This window comes from Enterobacter cloacae complex sp. SHL022, from assembly GCF_049237785.1.
Classification (GTDB): Bacteria; Pseudomonadota; Gammaproteobacteria; order Enterobacterales; family Enterobacteriaceae; genus Enterobacter; species Enterobacter hormaechei_C.
Genome location: NZ_JBMKJH010000002.1, coordinates 57,895 through 75,338, shown reverse-complemented (window position 1 = coordinate 75,338; position 17,444 = coordinate 57,895). Strand labels below are relative to the sequence as shown.

Here is a 17,444-nt window from a genome sequence, read left to right as displayed (position 1 = left end):
GATGCCTCACTTGTGTTGCGTGTACTTGTGTGGAGAGAGATAGAGATCGTCTGCTTTTCCCTCTGACCAGCGAAATACAAGCCTGTATTGTCTGTTTACCCGGATAGAGGAGTATCCCTTCAACGGAGGACTCAATGCTTCATACATATTGCCCGGTGGCGATCGTAAATCCAGGTGCGACATGGCCGCATTGATGATGTCGAGCTTTCTTGCAAGCGCTGTTTCCAGATTCAAAGGAATAACATTGCTCGATCTCCCGTAGAGAAAAAAATCCTCAAGCCATTGATCCCGAAAATGATTAATCATAATGCTGGTAAGCTCCAGTCCTTGAAGCTGAGTGGATAGTAATGCACTCCTGCACTGTGCGCAAGTGCGTTTTTTCTGCGAGTAATATTACCCTGGTCATGGCTGAAGGGAAGTGTGATGCATGACTAAAGGTTAATTCTTCGAGGCGGATTCCACGTCTTGCGTGCGGATTAATGCCCGGCGGCGCTGCGCTTGCGCGGGCCTGCGAGAATGTAGGCCGGGTAAGGCGCAGCCGCCACCCGGCGTTTGACTACCGCTCCCTCAGCGCCTCCTTCGCCCGGTTAAACGGTTTGATCATATAATCCAGCACCGTTTTCTCTCCGGTCTTAATATCCACCGTCGCTATCATCCCCGGCACGATCGAGAAGTGCCTGCCCGCCTTATTCACCAGATAATCCTGGCTGGTACGGATAAATACCCGGTAATAGAACACCTCCGGCTTCGCTTCGTCCTGAATGGTGTCCGGCGAAATGGTCTCCACCACCCCGTGCAGCCCACCGTAAATCGCGTAATCGTAGGCAGTGATTTTCACCAGCGCCTCCTGATTAGGGTGGATAAAGGCGATATCCCGCGGCGAGAGGCGGGTTTCAATCAGCAGGTGATCGTCCACCGGCACAATCTCCATTAACTCGCCGTTGGGCGGTATGACGCCGCCGATGGTGGTCACCTTGATGTTTTTCACGATCCCGCGCACCGGAGACTTCACCGTCAGGCGGGTAACGGAATCCTCGCGGCCTTTCAGGATCGCTGACACCATATCCACCTCGGCGTTGGCCTTCGACAGCGCTTCACGGGCCTGCACGTAATACTGGGAACGTACGTCGGTGAGCTTCAGCTCCAGGTCGCTTTTCTGCCGTTGCAGGCGCAGCACTTCCACGTGGCTGGCGGCCCCGGTTTTCACCAGCCGCTGGGTGATCGCCAGTTCTTTGTTCGCGAGATCTAACGCGGCGCGCAACTCCCGCTGGGTATCCTCCAGCTGGGCGCGGCGCGAGTTGTAGAGCCGCGTTTCGGCGGCGGTCAGGTCGGTCCATTTCTCCAGGGACGGCGGGAATTTGAGCGGCAGATCGTTCACCTCGGCATACAGACGCGCGCTGGATGCCAGCGACGCGCGGTAACGCGCCGCGCTTTCGCCGACGTTAGATTCCGAGCGGGTAGGATCCAGCCGCGCCAGCACCTGTCCGGCCTGCACCTGATCCCCTTCGTGCACGTTCAGCTCGGTGAGGATCCCCCCATCCAGCGACTGCAACACCTGCTCGCGTGAGCTGGGGATCACTTTTCCGGTGCCGGTTGAGACTTCGTCCAGCACGCCGAACCACGCCCAGACGCCGAGCACCACAAACATCACCAGGGAGAAGAAAACAATGCGCCGGGCGCCGGTATAACCGCTTTCGGAGTCGAGCGCGTTATCCAGATCTTCTACTGCGGCAACGTCACGCTGACTGATTTTCATTTTTCCACTCCCGTCCGGTTGCCTGCTGCTGTTGCTGCATACGGCTGTTGTTCAGCGCCTGGGCTTTTGGCGCGTCCATCACCAGCATGCCATCTTTGAGTACCACCACGCGCTCCACCAGCTCCAGCACCGGCACGCGGTGGGTCGCGACAACCAGCGTGCGGTTGCCGAGCCACGCCCCGAGACGTTGAATAAATTCCCGCTCGGTATGTTCATCAAGGGAGGCGGTCGGTTCATCCATCAGCACGATATTCGGGTCGCGCAGCAGCATCCGCGCCAGCAGAATAGACTGCCGCTGCCCGCCGGACAGCCCGACGCCGTTCTCCATAATCGGGTAATCCAGCCCCTTTGGCAGCTTCTGCACAAAGCTGGCCGCGCCGCACATCTCCAGCACCTCGAAGATCTCTTTATCGGTGGCGCGCGGCATGCCGAGCGTAATGTTCTCGCGCAGGGTGCCATAAAACAGCCGGGCGTTTTGGGTCATAAAGCCGACGTTTCTCCGCACGTCAGCCACGTCCAGATGCGGCAGGCTGAGGTTGTCGAGCCGCAGTTCACCACCCGCCAGATCCATCCCGCCCGCCATCGCCTGCAACAGGGTTGATTTGCCCGCGCCGTTGCGCCCGAGGATCGCCACTTTTTCGCCCGCTTTGATCTCCAGGCGGTTAATGCGCAGCGCCATGCGGGGATCTTCCGGGTGATAGCGGAACTGCGCCTGCTCGAAAAGATAGTGGCCGCGCAACACGTCCTGGCGGATCGGCGTCTCTTCGCGCTGGTTCTCGGTCGGCAGCTGCATAATGCTGTCCAGCCCCTCTTTGGCCGCCTTCACCTGCTGCCAGCGGGCCAGCACGCCGCACAGCGTCGCCATCGGGGCGATCATCCGTGAGGCGAGCATCGAGGCGGCCACCACCGAACCGGTGGTTAAGGTGCCGTCAATCACCATCGGCGCGCCCACCACGATCACCCCGGCATAGACCAGGCTCTGAATAGTCATCCCCCAACTGATCAGGTTCTGCGTCAGTTCGCGGGTGCGCAGGCCGGATTCGGCGGTGATCTGGATATAGCTGTTCCACTGCTGCAAAAAGCGGTTCTCTGCCTGCATCAGCTTGATGTCCTCCAGCCCCTGCACGCTTTCCACCAGCACCGCGTTGCGCAGGGTTGATTCGTGCGCCGACTGCTTCGCCAGCTCCGCCAGCTTCTTTTGCAGCAGCAGGCCAGGCAGGACCATGATCACCGCCGCCACCGGAGCGATCCACGCCAGCTGCGGCGCGATGATCGCCAGCACAATCACAAACAGGATAAAAAACGGCAGATCGACGATGGTGGAGATGGTGGAGGAGGTGACCATCTCGCGGATCTGCTCCAGCTCGCGCAGCTGGGAGATAAAGCTGCCGGTGGATCGCGGAATGGCGCTGTGGCGCAGCCGCAGCGCGTGGCCGAACACCCGATCCGAGACGCGCAGATCCGAGCGTTTGCCCAGCAGATCCATAATGTGTCCGCGCGCCACGCGCAGCACAAAGCCAAACAGCGTGGCGATCAGCACCCCGATAGTCAGCACATAGAGCGTCGGATAGGACTGGGCGGGGATCACCCGGTCATACACCTGCATGGAAAAGACGATGCCCGAGAGGGAGAGCACGTTAATGAACAGTGCAGCCAGCATCACCCAGCTGTAAGGGCGAAGGTCGCGCATCACCAGCCGGTAGAGCCAGTCCGGGCGGTATTTTGATATATAGGCATCCACGCGGCTGTCCTTCAGCGCCGCCAGCGGACGCAGGGCGATGACGTGGCGGATGGCAGGCAGCATCGCGCTCATCGACAGGCGGTTGGTGTGCGTGCTGTCGTCGAAAAAGCTGACCTCAAGCGTATCCTCGCCGTCGAAATTGTCGATGACGCCGATTTTACCGTCGTTCAGCTCCACCACCACCGGCAGACGCCAGCTGTTGATAGCGTGCTGATCGGCCGTCAGCAACTGGAATGTCAGCCCGGCTTCACGGGCGAGCTGCGTCAGCGCGGGCACCATCGGTTTGCCTTTCAGCCACGGCGCGCCTGCGACGAGCGAGCCTGGCGAGCAGGCAACGCGATAGCGCGTCGCCACGTAGCCAAACGCCTGCGCCCACTGCTCCAGCGCCTCATCCGTCATGTTTTCACCCTGCGGGATATCGCGTTGCTTCATGGCTGGATCTCCACGGTCTGGATGGTGCGGTTTTCAAGATCGAACGCGTGACGCAGGCGCCCGGTGTTGTACAGACAGTTGAGCTGAAGCTGATGCAGCTGTCCGGCGGTTTGCTGTTGGGTAAAGCGCGCCTGATACACCTCCTGCTCGGCGTTGAGCACGTCGAGCAGTGGGCGGGAACCAAGATCGAGATACTGCTGCTGATACAGCTCGCGGGTGCGGGCGCTGAGCGCTTCCTGACGGCCCTGGATCTGAAGCGTGCTCATCAGGCTCATCACCTGGCTGCGCGCTTCCAGCAGTTTTTGCCGCACCTCAAGACGGGTGCGCTGGATGGTGGACTGGGCGGATTCCACCGCGTGTCCGGCGGCGTTACGCCGGGCGGTGAGGCCGCCACCCTGATAGAGCGGCATTTGCACTTTAACCCACGCGGAGTACTGGGTGCGGTCCCGCGTTTCGTTGCCCGCGTAGCGGTCGTTCAGGTAGTGACGAACTTCCGGCTCCAGAGAAACGGTAGGGGTCATTTGCGCGTTGGCATAATCGAGATTTGCCTGCGCGACGTTGGCCTGCGCCCAGGCCGCTAATACCGAGGGCACCAGACGATCGTCCGGCTCGGCGATGTCGCAGCTGCGGGCCAGGCTTTGCGGAAAGTCATTGCTGACCGCGTTCAGGCTGTCCCAGCCCAGCAAGCTCATCAGCGTGGCGCGCGAGCTGTCGAGGCTCGCCTGATACTGCATCAGCTGCGCACGCGCCCCTTCGATACGGGCATCGGTCTGGACCACGTCAGAGAGTGACGTTGCGCCTTCATCATTACGTTGTTTCGTCAGGGTGCCGATGGAGGACAGGGCATCCAGCTGTTCTTTGGCGGTCTCGACCATCTGCTGCCAGGTCTGCACCTGCACCATGGCGATGGCGGTATCGTGGGCGATGGTGTCGATGCTCACCAGCACGTTGGCCTGCTGCTGGGCGACGCCCGCGTTTTCCGCGCGCACCTGGCTTGCGACTTTGCCGAAGTCGTACAGCATTTGCGAAAGAGAAAGCACCAGCGAGGGGGTAAAGCCATTATCGTCACCGTCGTGGCTATAGCCGTTATCCATGCCAGCGTTAATTTGCGGATAATATTTCGATTTAGCGACGTCCACATTTTCGCTCTGCTGATAAAGTTTGCCGACGGCTTCACTGATGGCCGGATGCCAGGTCACGGCGCGGTTAACCGCTTCATTCAGCTGTAGCGTGCCGGGGGCGGCTTTGCTGGCTACGGGCGCCACGCGGCCATTTAAAGAGGGGAGTTCCTGCGTTTCGCTTAATTGTCCGGTATTAATCATCGCCGCAGGGTTTGCCGCGATAGCGGGCACAGATATCAGGCAGCACGAGAGCCACCAGTAAGGCATCTTCTTTCCCATGTCTTGTCCCTAATAAAAAAGTACTGCTTTTTTGTTTATGCCCGGGCGCTGCGCGCGCCCGGGTCATTTCTTGCAGGTGCTATCAGGTAATGATGTGTTGCTGGTTTACAAGCTCGTCGTAGGTGGTCTGAACATTGTCCAGCGTAACGAGTGTAGATTTAGTGTAGGCGGCTCCCGTGCCGTCACGGTCGATGGAGATCACAGTATTGTTACCGCTTTGTGAAACAGAGACATAGTTCCCCAGCGTCGACGCGCTACCGTTCCACCCCACCAGCAGATCGCCAATGTCGATCTTGTCTCCCTGCGTGAGGGAGAAGTTCGTCCAGTGGTCGCCCGTGCTGTTACCTGCGGTGGCGTTACCCGCCGTGTTGTTCAACACCTGATAAATCAACGTGTCGCCGTAGGCCGTACCGCTAATCACATCGTTATGCTCCGAACTGACAAATTTCGGCGCCATGTCAATGGTCAGCGACGCGGTATCTTTAACACCGTTGGCATCGGTCAGGGTGTAGTTAAAGACCTCCTTGCTGGTAATGGTAGAGAGCGAGATACCCGGGTTGAGGGTGTAGGTGTAACTGCCGTCAGCGGCAATCGCCAGCGTCCCGTAGTGGCCCGTGATGTTTGACATCGTGCTGCCGGTGTACGGATCCAGCGTAGTGGTAACGCCGTCGTAGCCGGTAATGCTCACGCGGGTATCAACCGAGTGGAGCTGGTCCATCGCCCCTGCGGAGTCGGTGCCGTCGAAGATATTGCCGTCAACGGTGTGGGTACCCGTCGCGTCGAACTGCGACAGCGAGTAGCTGGTGCCGGTCACGCTTGGGGTGATGGTGATATTTCCTACCCCCAATGGCCCCATTTTGCCCGTATAGCTCAGCGTATAGGTTCCCGCCTCCAGATCGAGACCCGTCAGGTTGATGGTCGCCGTGCCGCCCAGCAGTAACCCACCGTTAAACGAGCCGGTTCTGACGGTGGTTGCGCCGTTGGACAGCGTCCAGTCCACCGTTAACCCGGTAAGCGTCAGCAGCGAGGCGACGTTAAACGACAGAACCACGTTATGCAGCGCGGTATTAGGATCCACCACGAAGGTCCCGCTCCCGCTGCCCTGGGTTGAGGCAAGCAGCGCAGCGTTCCAGCTCGCCGACCCGACCGTCGTATCGGAATAGGCGGCCGTATGGTGAACCGACGTGACGTCCATCGCGGTGCTGACATCGTTTACCGCATCCATTGGGCGCGCGGTTGGGGTGATGTTCAACGATGCCGTGTCTTTCGAGCCGTCAGGCGCGGTGATGGTGTAAACGAAGGTATCCGGCGTGCTGATATGGTCCGCGCCGACCCCGCTGTTCAGGGTGTAGGTGTACTCTCCGGCCGCGTTGATCCGCAGCGTACCGTACTCGCCGGTGATCTCCGTCAGACCGCTGCTGTTCACCGCCACGCCGTTAACGTCGGAGACTACGGTACCCGCTGGCGCAATATCATCCGCCAGCACATCGCCGGTGGTGCTCTCGCTCACGCTTGCCACGCTGTAGACATGATCCTGCAAGACGTTCAGCGTGTAGGCCGTCAGCGCGGTGATCCCCGCCGCCGTATTGAGCAGGAACAGGTACTCACCGGCGGGCAGATTCAGCGTCAGCTGCGGGGAGGTGCCGCCCAGCAGCGGCGCGCGCAGCCAGCCGGGTTCAACGCGCATCTGCTCGAAGGTCTGCGTCGCATTGTTGAACTTATAGATGTAAAGGTCGAACACCGAGGCCAGCGCGACGCCGCCCACGGACGCCTGAACGGTCATGGTGCGGGTGGTGCCTTCTTCCACGTTATAGATGATCGGGTTGGCCAGATCGTCCAGCAGGTTCAGCCCCAGCGTATTGCCAAGGTTGATCCCCACCAGGGTAAAGCCGCCCTGCGACGAGGTGCCGTTGTTGATCGCCTCCACGGTGGTATCGAAGGTCAGCGAGGCGGTATCGTCCACGGCCACGATACCGCTGCTGCTGGTGCCTTCGCCCAGCGACAGCACCAGATTTGCCGAGGCGCTGGTGCCGTTGTGGGTGATGGTGTAGGTAAAGTTCTCCGTGCGGCCAATGACGGCGGCGCTGGTGTTGGTCAGGTTATAGGTATAGCTGCCGTCCAGGTTGATGGTCAGCGTGCCGTACTGCCCCTGAATCACCGTGCCGTCAGCCGTAACGCTGGTGGTGGTGCCCTGGGCGTTGGTGACCGCAGTGACGGTGGTGCCCGCCGGGGCGTTGTCGCTGCCTGCGGTTGGATCCACGTCGGTGATGACGTTACCGACAATGTTGGTTTCGCCGGACACGGTGCCTGCGCTGGTCTCTTTCACCGCCACATCGAGGCTGGTGTAAGAGCCGGTTGCCAGCAGGTTAGTGTTGTAGCTCAGGACGCGATACTGACCATCCGCCAGACCGTTCAGGTTCAGCGACACCCCCGTCGCGCCGAGGGTCAGCAGGTCAGCGAACTGCGGCTGTCCGGTATCGACCACGGTGGTCCAGGTGTTGTTGGCGGCGTCAAAGCGCTGTACCACCAGCTCAAGGGTATTGAGCAGGGAAAGAACGGCACCCGTGGCGTTGGCGTTCACGGCAATATCCGCACTGCCGCCGTTGCCGACGGTGAAACCTACCTGCGCGGTGTCGTTGCCGAGCAGCGTCAGCACGTTACCTACGGCGCCCACCAGCAGGAAACCATAGTCGCTGTACTGCGAGTTGGTCACCGTTGCGGTGGTCGTCAGCGCCAGCTCTTCAACGTTGGTGCTGGCAGAGAGCGGCACCACCGGCGCAAGGGCTGAGCCGGGCAGCGAGACGTTACCTGCCGCATCGGTGGCGGTGATTTGCAGCGTCTGGCCTTCCGTCTGTTTATTGAGGAAGGTGTAGCTCCAGGATCCGTTGCTGTCTGCCGTGGCGGTGACCGTTGAATTGTCCGCCAGACGGATGGTGACGGTGCTGCCCGCTTCGGCGCTACCGGTCAGTACGCTGCCGTCTGCGTTGAAGGTCCCGGTTGGAGCCGTTGGCGCAGTGAGATCGACAATGACGGTGGTCGACGTGGAAATCGGGCTGGTGCCCGAGCCGTTGCTCGCCGTGGCGGTGAAGGCATGTGGCCCTTCGCTCAGCACCGGCGTGGTGAAGCTCCAGTTGCCGCTGGCATTCGCGGTGACCGTGCCCATCAGCACCCCGTTGTTATAGAGGGTGATGGTCGCGTTCGGCTGCGCCGTGCCGCTCAGGGTTGGCGTGGTGTCATCGGTGGTTTTCCCGTTGGTCAGGTTGCCCGTCACCGTGCCGACGTTATCGTCGATGTTAGCGATAACCGGCGCGTTCGGGATCGTGGTGATCGGGGCAATCACGGAGGTGGTGATACCCGCGTTACCGGCCTTATCGGTAGCAAAGACAATCAGTGACTCCCCGCCGGTCTGTGGAGGGGTGAGGGTGGCGCTGAAGTTTCCGCTGCCGTCCGCAACGGCTGTGCCAAGCACGGTTCCGGTGCTGCTGGTGATGGTGACGGTACTTCCCGCTTCCGCCGTACCGGTAACCTGCGTCCCGTTGGTGATCACCGCCAGCCCGGTTGGGGCTGCTGGCGGCGTCAGGTCAACGTTGATCGTGATAATCGGCGATGGCGCGCTGGTATTGCCCGCGGCATCGGTGGCGGTGGCGGTGAAGCTATGCGCGCCTTCGATCAGCGTGGTGCTGGTTTGCGGCAGCGTCCAGTTGCCGTTGGCATCGGCAGTGACGGTTCCCACCAGCGTCGTGCCGTCGTAAATACGTACGGTGGCATTGGCTTCCGCCGTACCGTTTAAGGTCGGACGGGTGTCGTTGGTTGGGTTGGTGCCGGTGACAGGGCCGGTGACGGTTCCCACATCATCCACAATCGAGGTGATTGCCGGTGCGACAGGGGCGGTGGCATCCACATTGATGGTGTAACCCCCGGTCTGTGCGCTGGCGTTGCCCACGGCGTCGGTGGCGGAGAAGGTCAGATTATGCGGCCCGTCAGCCAGCGGGGTGGACGGCGTAAAGCTCCACGCGCCGCCGGTGGCGACCGCGGTGCCAATCTGTACCCCATTGTCGTAGATGGTTACCGTCGCGCCGGCTTCTGCCGTACCGGTGAGCGTTGGTCGTGCATCGTTGGTTAACCCGCCGTTGGCGACAGGCGTCGCAGCATTACCGACGTCGTCGGTGACACTGGTCAGCACCGGTAGCGCTGGCGGCGTGGTGTCAATGATCAGGCTGAAGTCGGCGGACGGCGCGCCGGTGTTACCCGCCTGATCCGTTGCTTCTGCGGTAAAGGTGTGTGACCCGGTGCCCAGCGGCACGGTGATATCGACGGTCCAGTTGCCGTTAGCATCGGCAGTACCGGTGCCCACCAGCGTAGTGCCCTCGTAGATATTCACGGTGGCCAGCGGCTCGCTGGTCCCCACCAGCCGCGGGAGAGGATCGTTCGTGGTCTGGCCGGAGCCAATCGCCCCGGTGATGGTGCCAACATCGTCTATCGCCTGGGTGATAACCGGCGCGGCAGGCACAGTTGTATCCACAACCAGCGTAAAGCCCGGTGAGGCAGGACTGATGTTGCCCGCGGCATCGGTTGCCGTGGCGGTCCAGGTGTGGCTGCCGTTTGCCAGCGTGCCGGTGGTGAAGCTCCATACGCCGTTGGCATCCGCCACGGCGGTGCCCACCTGCTGACCATTCTCATAGATGGTGATGGTCGCGTTGGCTGCCGCGGTGCCGTTCAGCGTTGGCGTGGTGTCGTCTGTGCTTTGTCCCGAGGCGACCGGGCCCAGCACGGGACCGGCATTGTCGGTGGCGGGGGTAAAGACCGGTGCTTCGGGCACCGTCGTATCCACCGTCAGGTTGAACGGTGGCGAGGTGACCCCGGTATTGCCTGCGGCATCGGTGGCGTTAAAGGTAATGGTATGCGGCCCTTCACCCAGCGCGGTGGTCGGCGTGAAGGTCCAGTTACCCTGGGCGTTGACGACCGCCGTGCCGATTTCCACATCATCGACAATAACGTGCACCGTTGCGCCCACTTCCCCCGTACCGTTGAAGGTTGGACGGGTGTCGTTGGTGGAACCGTTGCTGGCGATGATTCCCGTTCCCGGGCTGACATCGTCTATCACCGTGGTGACCACCGGGGCCGCAGGGCCAGTGGTATCCACCGTAAAGGCGAACACTGGCGAGTTGGCGGAGACGTTTCCAACATCATCGCTGGCGTTTACGCGCAGGTTATACGTCCCGTCCGTCAGGACCGGATCCGGCGTAAAGGTCCAGTTACCGTTGCCGTCGACCGTAGTGGTACCAATCTCCACGCCGTTATTCAGAACGTGAATAGTGGTGCCCGCCTGGCCGGTGCCGCTCAGGGTTGGCGTGGTGTCATTTGTCACCTGCCCGGCGGTAAGCGGGCCGGTTACGCCACCCGGGGCGTTGTCGCTGACCGTAACGATCGTCGGCACCTGTGGCGCAGTAAGATCGATTTCGACGCTCCAGGCGTTGGACGGCTGGCTGACGTTGCCCTGCGGATCCGTGGCTCTGACGGTAAAGTCATGCGTCCCTTCGCCGAGGGCGGTTTCAGGAGTAAATGTCCAGGCGCCGGTACCGTCTGCTGCCACGGTACCAATCTGCGTGGTGCCATCAAAAATGGCGACGACGCTGTTCGGCTCAGCGGTACCGGTCAGGGTTGGCGTGGTGTCGTTGGTTGGATCGCCGCTTGGAACAGGCGTTGCCGCATTGCCTGCGTTATCCGTCACGCTGGTAATCACCGGCGTGGTAGAGACGGTGTCGACCACAATGGTGATCCCGGCCGACGGGGTGCTCTCATTGCCTGCCGGATCGGTGGCGGTCACGGTCAGGGTGTGGCTGCCGTCGTCCAGCGCAGGCGGCGTGTAGCTCCAGGTGCCAGTCGGACCGACAATAACGGTGCCCAGCGGGTCGCCGTCATCGTACACCGTAATGGTGTCCCCGGCCGTGCCTGTCCCGGTCAGGGTAGGACGGTTATCGTTGGTGCTCTGCTCGTCGGCGATTGGCCCGGTGATCGGACCTACGTCATCGGTCACCGCACCGATGGCTGGCGCTGTCGGGGCGGTAAGGTCGACGGTGACGGTCGCGACAGGCGACTGCCCGCTGGTCGCGCCGGTGGTGGTGTTTGTAGCGGTCACGGCGAAGGTGTGTGGCCCTTCCGTCAGCGGCAACAGCGGCGTGTAGCTCCAGTTGCCGTTGGTATCCGCAACGACAGTGGTCACCGGAAGCAGCGATCCATCCTGATAAATGGCGATCACGCTGCCCGGATCGGCGGTGCCGGTAAGGGTAGGCGTGGTGTCATTGGTGGTTTTATCTTTCACGTCGCCCGTGACGGGATCGACGTCATCGTTGATCGCCGTAATCACCGGCACCGCAGGCAGCTCGAGCGGAGAGTCCGGCACGTCAAAGGTGGTTGACGGGCTGGCATTGCCTGCGGGGTCCGTGGCGATCAGCGTCAGCGTCGCGGCATCCAACTGGGCCGGGGAGAGGGCAATGGAGAAGGAGCCTCCCGTCGCGACCCCGGTCCCGATGATATTGCCGTTGGCGTCACGAACCGTCACCGTGGTTCCGTCATCCGCCGTCCCGGTCAGCGGGGTGCCCTCCGCGGCAATGGTCATATTCGTTGGCGTTGCAGGCGGCAGGGTATCCACCGTCACGCTGAGATCGCCGGAGCTGGCGGAGGTATTCCCCGCCGCGTCACTCGCGACCACTGAGAAGGTATGCGGCCCCTCGGTGAGCGCAGGGTCGGCGGTCCAGGACCATGTCCCGTTCGGCTGAACCTCCACGACCACCGGCGAGGCGACACCATCAACGGAGACGGTGACGCTCGAACCCGGCTCGCCAATCCCGGTGAGGGTTGGCGTACCGTCGCGGGTGTAAAGCACGCTGTTGGTCAGCTGGCTGTCAGAGACGGCGTCAATTTGCGGCACGGTTGGCGCCTGCGTATCAACCTCCACCGTAAAGACCGGACTTACCGGGCTAACGTTACCGGCATCGTCCACCGCGGCGACGGTGATATTCAGCGGGCCGTCGGTTTGTGTCGGCAGGGTATAGGACCATTCATTATTGACGACCTCTACGCGCGCGACTTCCACGCCGTTGTTGTAGATGATCACCGTCTCGCCGGTGGTGCCGGTTCCGCCGATGCCTGGCGTAGTGTCGTTGGTAGACTCGCCATTCTGCACGCCACCAATGGCACTGATAACCGGAGTATCCGGGGCGAGGGTATCGACCGTTATCGTGATACCGGCTGATGGCACAGATTCATTCCCGGCTTCATCGGTGGCGGTCGCCGTGTATTCGTGCGTCCCTTCGCCAATGTTGCTCTCAGGACGCCAGCTCCAGTTACCGTTACCGTCCACCGTAACGCTGCCCACGGCCTGCGGCTCGCCTGTACCCACCTGGTCATAGATGGTAATGACGTCATTCGGCGTACCGGTGCCACTCAGGACCGGACGCGGATCGTTGGTGGATTCGCCATCCAGCACGGGTCCGGTGATCTGGCTTACGCTGTCTGTCACCGTTGGGGTTCCCGGTTGGGCAGGCGCGTCAGTATCAATGGTAATGGTCACCGGCGTGGACGGCGCGCTTTCGTTCCCGGCGCTGTCCTGGTTAGTGACCGTCAGGGAGAGATCGTAGGTGCCGTCAGGGAGCGGATCATCCGGCGTCCAGCTCCAGTTACCGTCGCCATCGATCTCGGCTTCACCAATTTTAGTAGCGCCATCGTAAATGTTCACGATATCCCCCGGCGTGCCCGAGCCGCTCAGGGTTGGCGTGGTATCCCGGGTGGTCTCCCCTGGATTCAGGGCCGTCCCCGGCGTGCCGCCGTCCGGGTTGACGGTGATCTCAGGAATATCCGGCGTTGCAGGCGCGGTCGTGTCGATCGCCAGTTCAAACGGCGGCGAAATGGTGGTGTTACCCGCCTCATCCGTTGCGTGGACCGTCAGCGAGTGCGGGCCGTCCGTCAGCGGCGTGGTTGGCGTAAAGCTCCAGCCGCCGCTGCCGTCGAGCACCGCCGTGCCGAGCAGGGTGGTTCCGTCATAGATCGTGATGGTGGTGCCGTCCGGTGCGGTTCCCTGCAACTGCGGCAGCGTGTCGTCGGTGGTGTCCCCGCTGTTAAGCGGAAGCTGCACGGGCCCCACGTTATCGGAGACGGTGTCAATGGTGGCCGCTGGTGGCGGGGTGGTATCGACGGTAAGGGTAAAGCCGGCTGATGGTGCGCTGGCGTTACCGGCCGCATCGCTCGCGACGACGGTGAACGTATGCTGCCCGTTCACTAATGGGGTAGCAGGTGTGAAGGTCCATGCGCCACCGCTGTTAACAACGGCAGTACCAATATCCTGTCCGTCCAGGCGGATCGTCACGGTGGAGCCCGGCTCACCGGTACCGTTCAGCGTCGGGAGCGTGTCGTTGGTAGTTTCATTGGTGTCGAGCGCACCCGTGCGGCCCGGTACGTCATCAATGACCTGCGTAATGGCCGGCGCGCCCGGCGCGGCGGTATCCACCGTGATGCTCCAGGTGTTCGATGTCCCGCTGAGGTTATTATTGGCGTCAACCGCCGTCGCCGTCAGCACGTGCCCGCCGTCCGGTAGCGCGGTTTGCAGCGTGATGGACCACTGACCGTTCGCCGAAACCAGCGCGGTGCCAAGCACGGTAGTACCGCTGTAGAGGGTAATGGTGGTGCCAGGCTCGCCCGTTCCGTTGATGGTTGGCGTGTTGTCGTTGGTGAGACCGTTCTGGCTGACAGGACCGGTGACGCCTGGGGCATCATCCACCACGCCCGTGATGACCGGGGTTTGTGCCGCGGTGATGTCCGGCGCGTCAAACGGCGCGGTCGGGCCGGTGTTTCCGGCGGTATCGGTGGCATCGGCGGTCAGGGCTTCGCCGTTGGCTTTCGGCGGGATCAGTTCAACGCTGAAATTCCCCTGATCGTCGGCGACCGTTTCCCCGACCTTCACGCCATTTTCACGGATGGTGACGGTGCTGCCCGGCTCGGCTGTACCGGTTACGGTGGTGCCGTCGGCAGAGATCACCACGTTTTCCGGTGCCAGCGGTGGGGTGCTGTCTGGCGCGTCGGCAAAGCCCGACGGGCTGGTGTTGCCGCTGCCGTCGGTGGCCGTCACTTCAAGGGCTTCGCCGTTGGTCTGGGCTGGCGAAATCGGGATGGTGAAGGTGCCGTCCGGTCCGGCGGTGGCCTGGCCGATGATCGTACCGTCCGGCGCTTTAATGATGATTGTGCTGTTTGGCTCGGCGGTTCCGCTGACGCTGGCCCCGTCTTCCGACACCACCAGGTTGCCCGGTGCGGCAGGTGGGGTGATATCCGCTGCGTTGACCAGCGCCGGTGAGCTCTGGTTGCCTGCGGCATCGGAGGCGACCACGGAGATAATCTCGCCGTTGGTCTGCGCAGGGTTCAGGTTGACGACATAGTTGCCGTTGCTGTCGGCAGTGGCGGTCCCGATTTGCAGCCCGGCATTGTTGGTGATGACGATTTTACTGCCCGGCTCGGCGGTACCGGTGATCTGGGTGCCTGCGGAGTTGAGCGTCGCAACCGGCATGTCTGGCGGCGTAAGATCGACGGTAAAGTTGATCGGCTGAGACAGACCGCTCTGGTTGCCTGCCGCATCGGTTTCCCGCAGGGTAATCGAGTGTGCGCCTTCTGCCAGTGGACTCGTCGGCGTGATGCTCCAGGTGCCGTTCGGCAGAACGGTGGTGGTGCCGATAACAACGCCGTTATCGTAAACCGTGATCGTGCTGCCCGGTTCGCCTCTGCCCGTCAGACGTGGCTCTGAGGCATCGGTAAACTGCCCGGCACCGATCGCTCCTTTCAGTACGCCCGTGTCGTCGTTAATGATAAACCCGGAAGGCGTTTGCGGCGCGGTGACATCTACCGTGACGGTAAAGACCGGCGAGGCTGGGCCAGTGTTACCGGCGACGTCGGTGGCGCGCACGGTAAGCTGGTGGCTGCCTTCGCTCAGGTTCACCGACGGCGTAAAGCTCCAGCTTCCGTTGCTGCCCACAATCGCTGTGCCAATAGCAATGCCGTTATCATAGATGGTGATCGTCGAGCCCGCTTCCGCCGTACCGGTGAGCTGTGGCCGTGGGTCGTTGGTGCTGCTTCCACTCCCGAGTGTGCCGGTGCCAGGCGCAACATCATCGGTGATGCTGACGATCGCTGGCGCGCCAGGCGCGACGGTATCGACCACGAAGCTTACCGCCGTGGACGCCGGGCTAGTATTGCCTGCGGCATCGGTCGCGGTGGTGGTAATGGCGTGGTTGCCTTCAGACAGGTTGGTCGACGGGGTAAAGCTCCATTTCCCGGTGGCATCGGCTGTGGCGGTGCCAATCGGTTTCCCGTTGTCATAGAAGGTAATGACGGTGCCGGCTTCACTAATGCCGCTGAAGGTCGGGCGGGCATCGTCCGTGCGTTGTCCGTTGCTCAGCGGGCCTGTTTCGGCGCCTACGTTATCATTGACGGTGACAATCTCCGGTGCATCCGGCGCGGTTAAATCCGGTGCCGTGACCTGAACGCCCGGGCTGGTATTGCCGGACGGATCGGTGGCGGTAGCGGTGATCTGTTCCCCGTTGGTGAGCGGCGGACCCAGATCAATCGTAAATTGCCCGTCGCTACCCGCTTTGCCCGTTCCGATGGTGTTGCCATCGGCATCTTTCAGGGTAACGGTGCTGCCCGGCTCAGCGGTACCGGTGACGGTTTTGCCGTCAGGGGAGACCTCCAGATTGGCCGGGGCATCCGGTGCGGTGAGATCCGGTGCCGTGACCTGACCGCCCTGGCTGGTATTGCCGGATGGATCGGTGGCGGTGGCGGTGATCTGTTCCCCGTTGGTGAGTGGCGTACCGAGATCAATCGTAAATTTTCCGTCGCTGCCCGCCTTGCCCGTTCCGATGGTGTTGCCATCGGCATCTTTCAGGGTAATCGTGCTGCCCGGCTCAGCGGTACCGGTGACGGTTTTGCCGTCAGGTGAGACCTGTAGATTGGTGGGGGCATCCGGAGGCGTGGTATCTGGCTCGGAAGGATTTCCCGGATTGCCGGGATTCGGGCTGTTGTTATCGTCATCTCCGCCACCTCCACCGCCAGTTCCCGCCGCAATGGCAATCCCACCTGCGGCGGCCAGGCCACCCAGCACCCAGGGCCACGCAGCGGCGCCGCCGGCATCACTCCCTGACGCCGCCAGTAATGCATCGGTGGAGGCGATGGATTCATAGGTTGCGGCACCGGTTGGATCTTCAATCCACCACAGCGCACCGTCGCTCTCCTCAAGCACCAGCTGGCTCACGCCCTGCGCGTCGGTGACGTAGAAATTCTTGAGGGTAATCACTTCGCCCGAGTTGAGGGTAATCACCAGATCGTTTCCGCTGCGGGAGTAACCTGAGATGTCGGCGCGATCCACGTTAAGTTTAACGATTGAGGAGTGATCGAGTGTTATCTGTGTCCCTTCCGTGGTCGTTTCCACGCCAGTTAATTTAGATATAACAGATATTTGGCTCATACAATTATTACTCCAGCTGAGTGATTGGTTACGGCGTGTAAAACAAAGCCATCGTTTCTGAAGAGACGAACGCGCTCCCGGCGAAAATACTGTTTAATAAACAGGATTTACCGTTACTTTCTTTAGCGCGACCGATGCCCGCCAGGATTAAAAGTGGCAACCTCAGGGCAAAGCTAATTATTTACACAGGAAATAGTTGTTTATTTATATGTTTGCGATTTATAAGCCTTATTATTTGTGCAGGTATTGATTTATTTCGTTATGAAAATGATATAGCTATAAATGTCTGAATATGCAAATTAAGTGTTCGTAAACCCAGCACGGCTATTGCAGGGGCGATTAATTGATAGCATTAATATATTTCGTTAGCTATGAGGGCGCGTGGGTAAAAGGGTTTTGGCGTTAAAGGTGAAACCCTTAAAACGGTGCTGGTGGGGCGATAATAATAATTAAAATGTGCGGTAAATATTTAATTTTGGTTAGGTTTAATTTCTGCTTAATAGTAATTTAAGTTAGGGTGAAATATCTGGTGTATGATATATTTTAAATTCTCTCATTTATAAAATATATTTTTACGTGCGGGTTAATTTCTGCTACTCCAAAAATAAC

At 60.8% G+C, this 17,444-nt stretch carries 5 protein-coding genes; all 5 read right to left on the bottom strand.

Annotated features, from left to right (window positions below):
* Positions 1-6: 6 nt before the first annotated feature.
* A complete protein-coding gene (locus tag ACOTZD_RS04515) occupies positions 7-306 on the bottom strand; it encodes a type II toxin-antitoxin system RelE/ParE family toxin (RefSeq protein WP_015571638.1) in 300 nt (99 codons plus the stop codon).
* Positions 307-556: 250 nt separating this feature from the next.
* Positions 557-1,756 (bottom strand): HlyD family efflux transporter periplasmic adaptor subunit, encoded by a 1,200-nt coding sequence (locus tag ACOTZD_RS04510; RefSeq protein WP_234903197.1) that lies wholly within the window; start codon positions 1,754-1,756, stop codon positions 557-559.
* Positions 1,737-3,929 (bottom strand): type I secretion system permease/ATPase, encoded by a 2,193-nt coding sequence (locus tag ACOTZD_RS04505; protein ID WP_048210580.1) that lies wholly within the window; start codon positions 3,927-3,929, stop codon positions 1,737-1,739. Before ACOTZD_RS04505 ends, ACOTZD_RS04510 begins: the two co-directional genes overlap by 20 nt.
* On the bottom strand, positions 3,926-5,329 hold the full coding sequence (locus ACOTZD_RS04500; RefSeq protein WP_023295304.1) for a TolC family outer membrane protein: 1,404 nt from the start codon (positions 5,327-5,329) through the stop codon (positions 3,926-3,928). Before ACOTZD_RS04500 ends, ACOTZD_RS04505 begins: the two co-directional genes overlap by 4 nt.
* A gap of 82 nt (positions 5,330-5,411) precedes the next feature.
* Positions 5,412-16,835, bottom strand: a complete 11,424-nt coding sequence (locus tag ACOTZD_RS04495) for a BapA/Bap/LapF family large adhesin (protein ID WP_421636253.1) — start codon at positions 16,833-16,835, stop codon at positions 5,412-5,414.
* Positions 16,836-17,444 lie beyond the last annotated feature (609 nt).

Bases quoted from the DNA above. Each gene is read 5' to 3' on its own strand.
- ACOTZD_RS04500 (WP_023295304.1), bottom strand. From the start codon at position 5,329: ATGGGAAAGAAGATGCCTTACTGGTGGCTCTCGTGCTGCCTGATATCT.
- ACOTZD_RS04515 (WP_015571638.1), bottom strand. From the start codon at position 306: ATGATTAATCATTTTCGGGATCAATGGCTTGAGGATTTTTTTCTCTAC.
- ACOTZD_RS04510 (WP_234903197.1), bottom strand. From the start codon at position 1,756: ATGAAAATCAGTCAGCGTGACGTTGCCGCAGTAGAAGATCTGGATAAC.
- ACOTZD_RS04495 (WP_421636253.1), bottom strand. From the start codon at position 16,835: ATGAGCCAAATATCTGTTATATCTAAATTAACTGGCGTGGAAACGACC.
- ACOTZD_RS04505 (WP_048210580.1), bottom strand. From the start codon at position 3,929: ATGAAGCAACGCGATATCCCGCAGGGTGAAAACATGACGGATGAGGCG.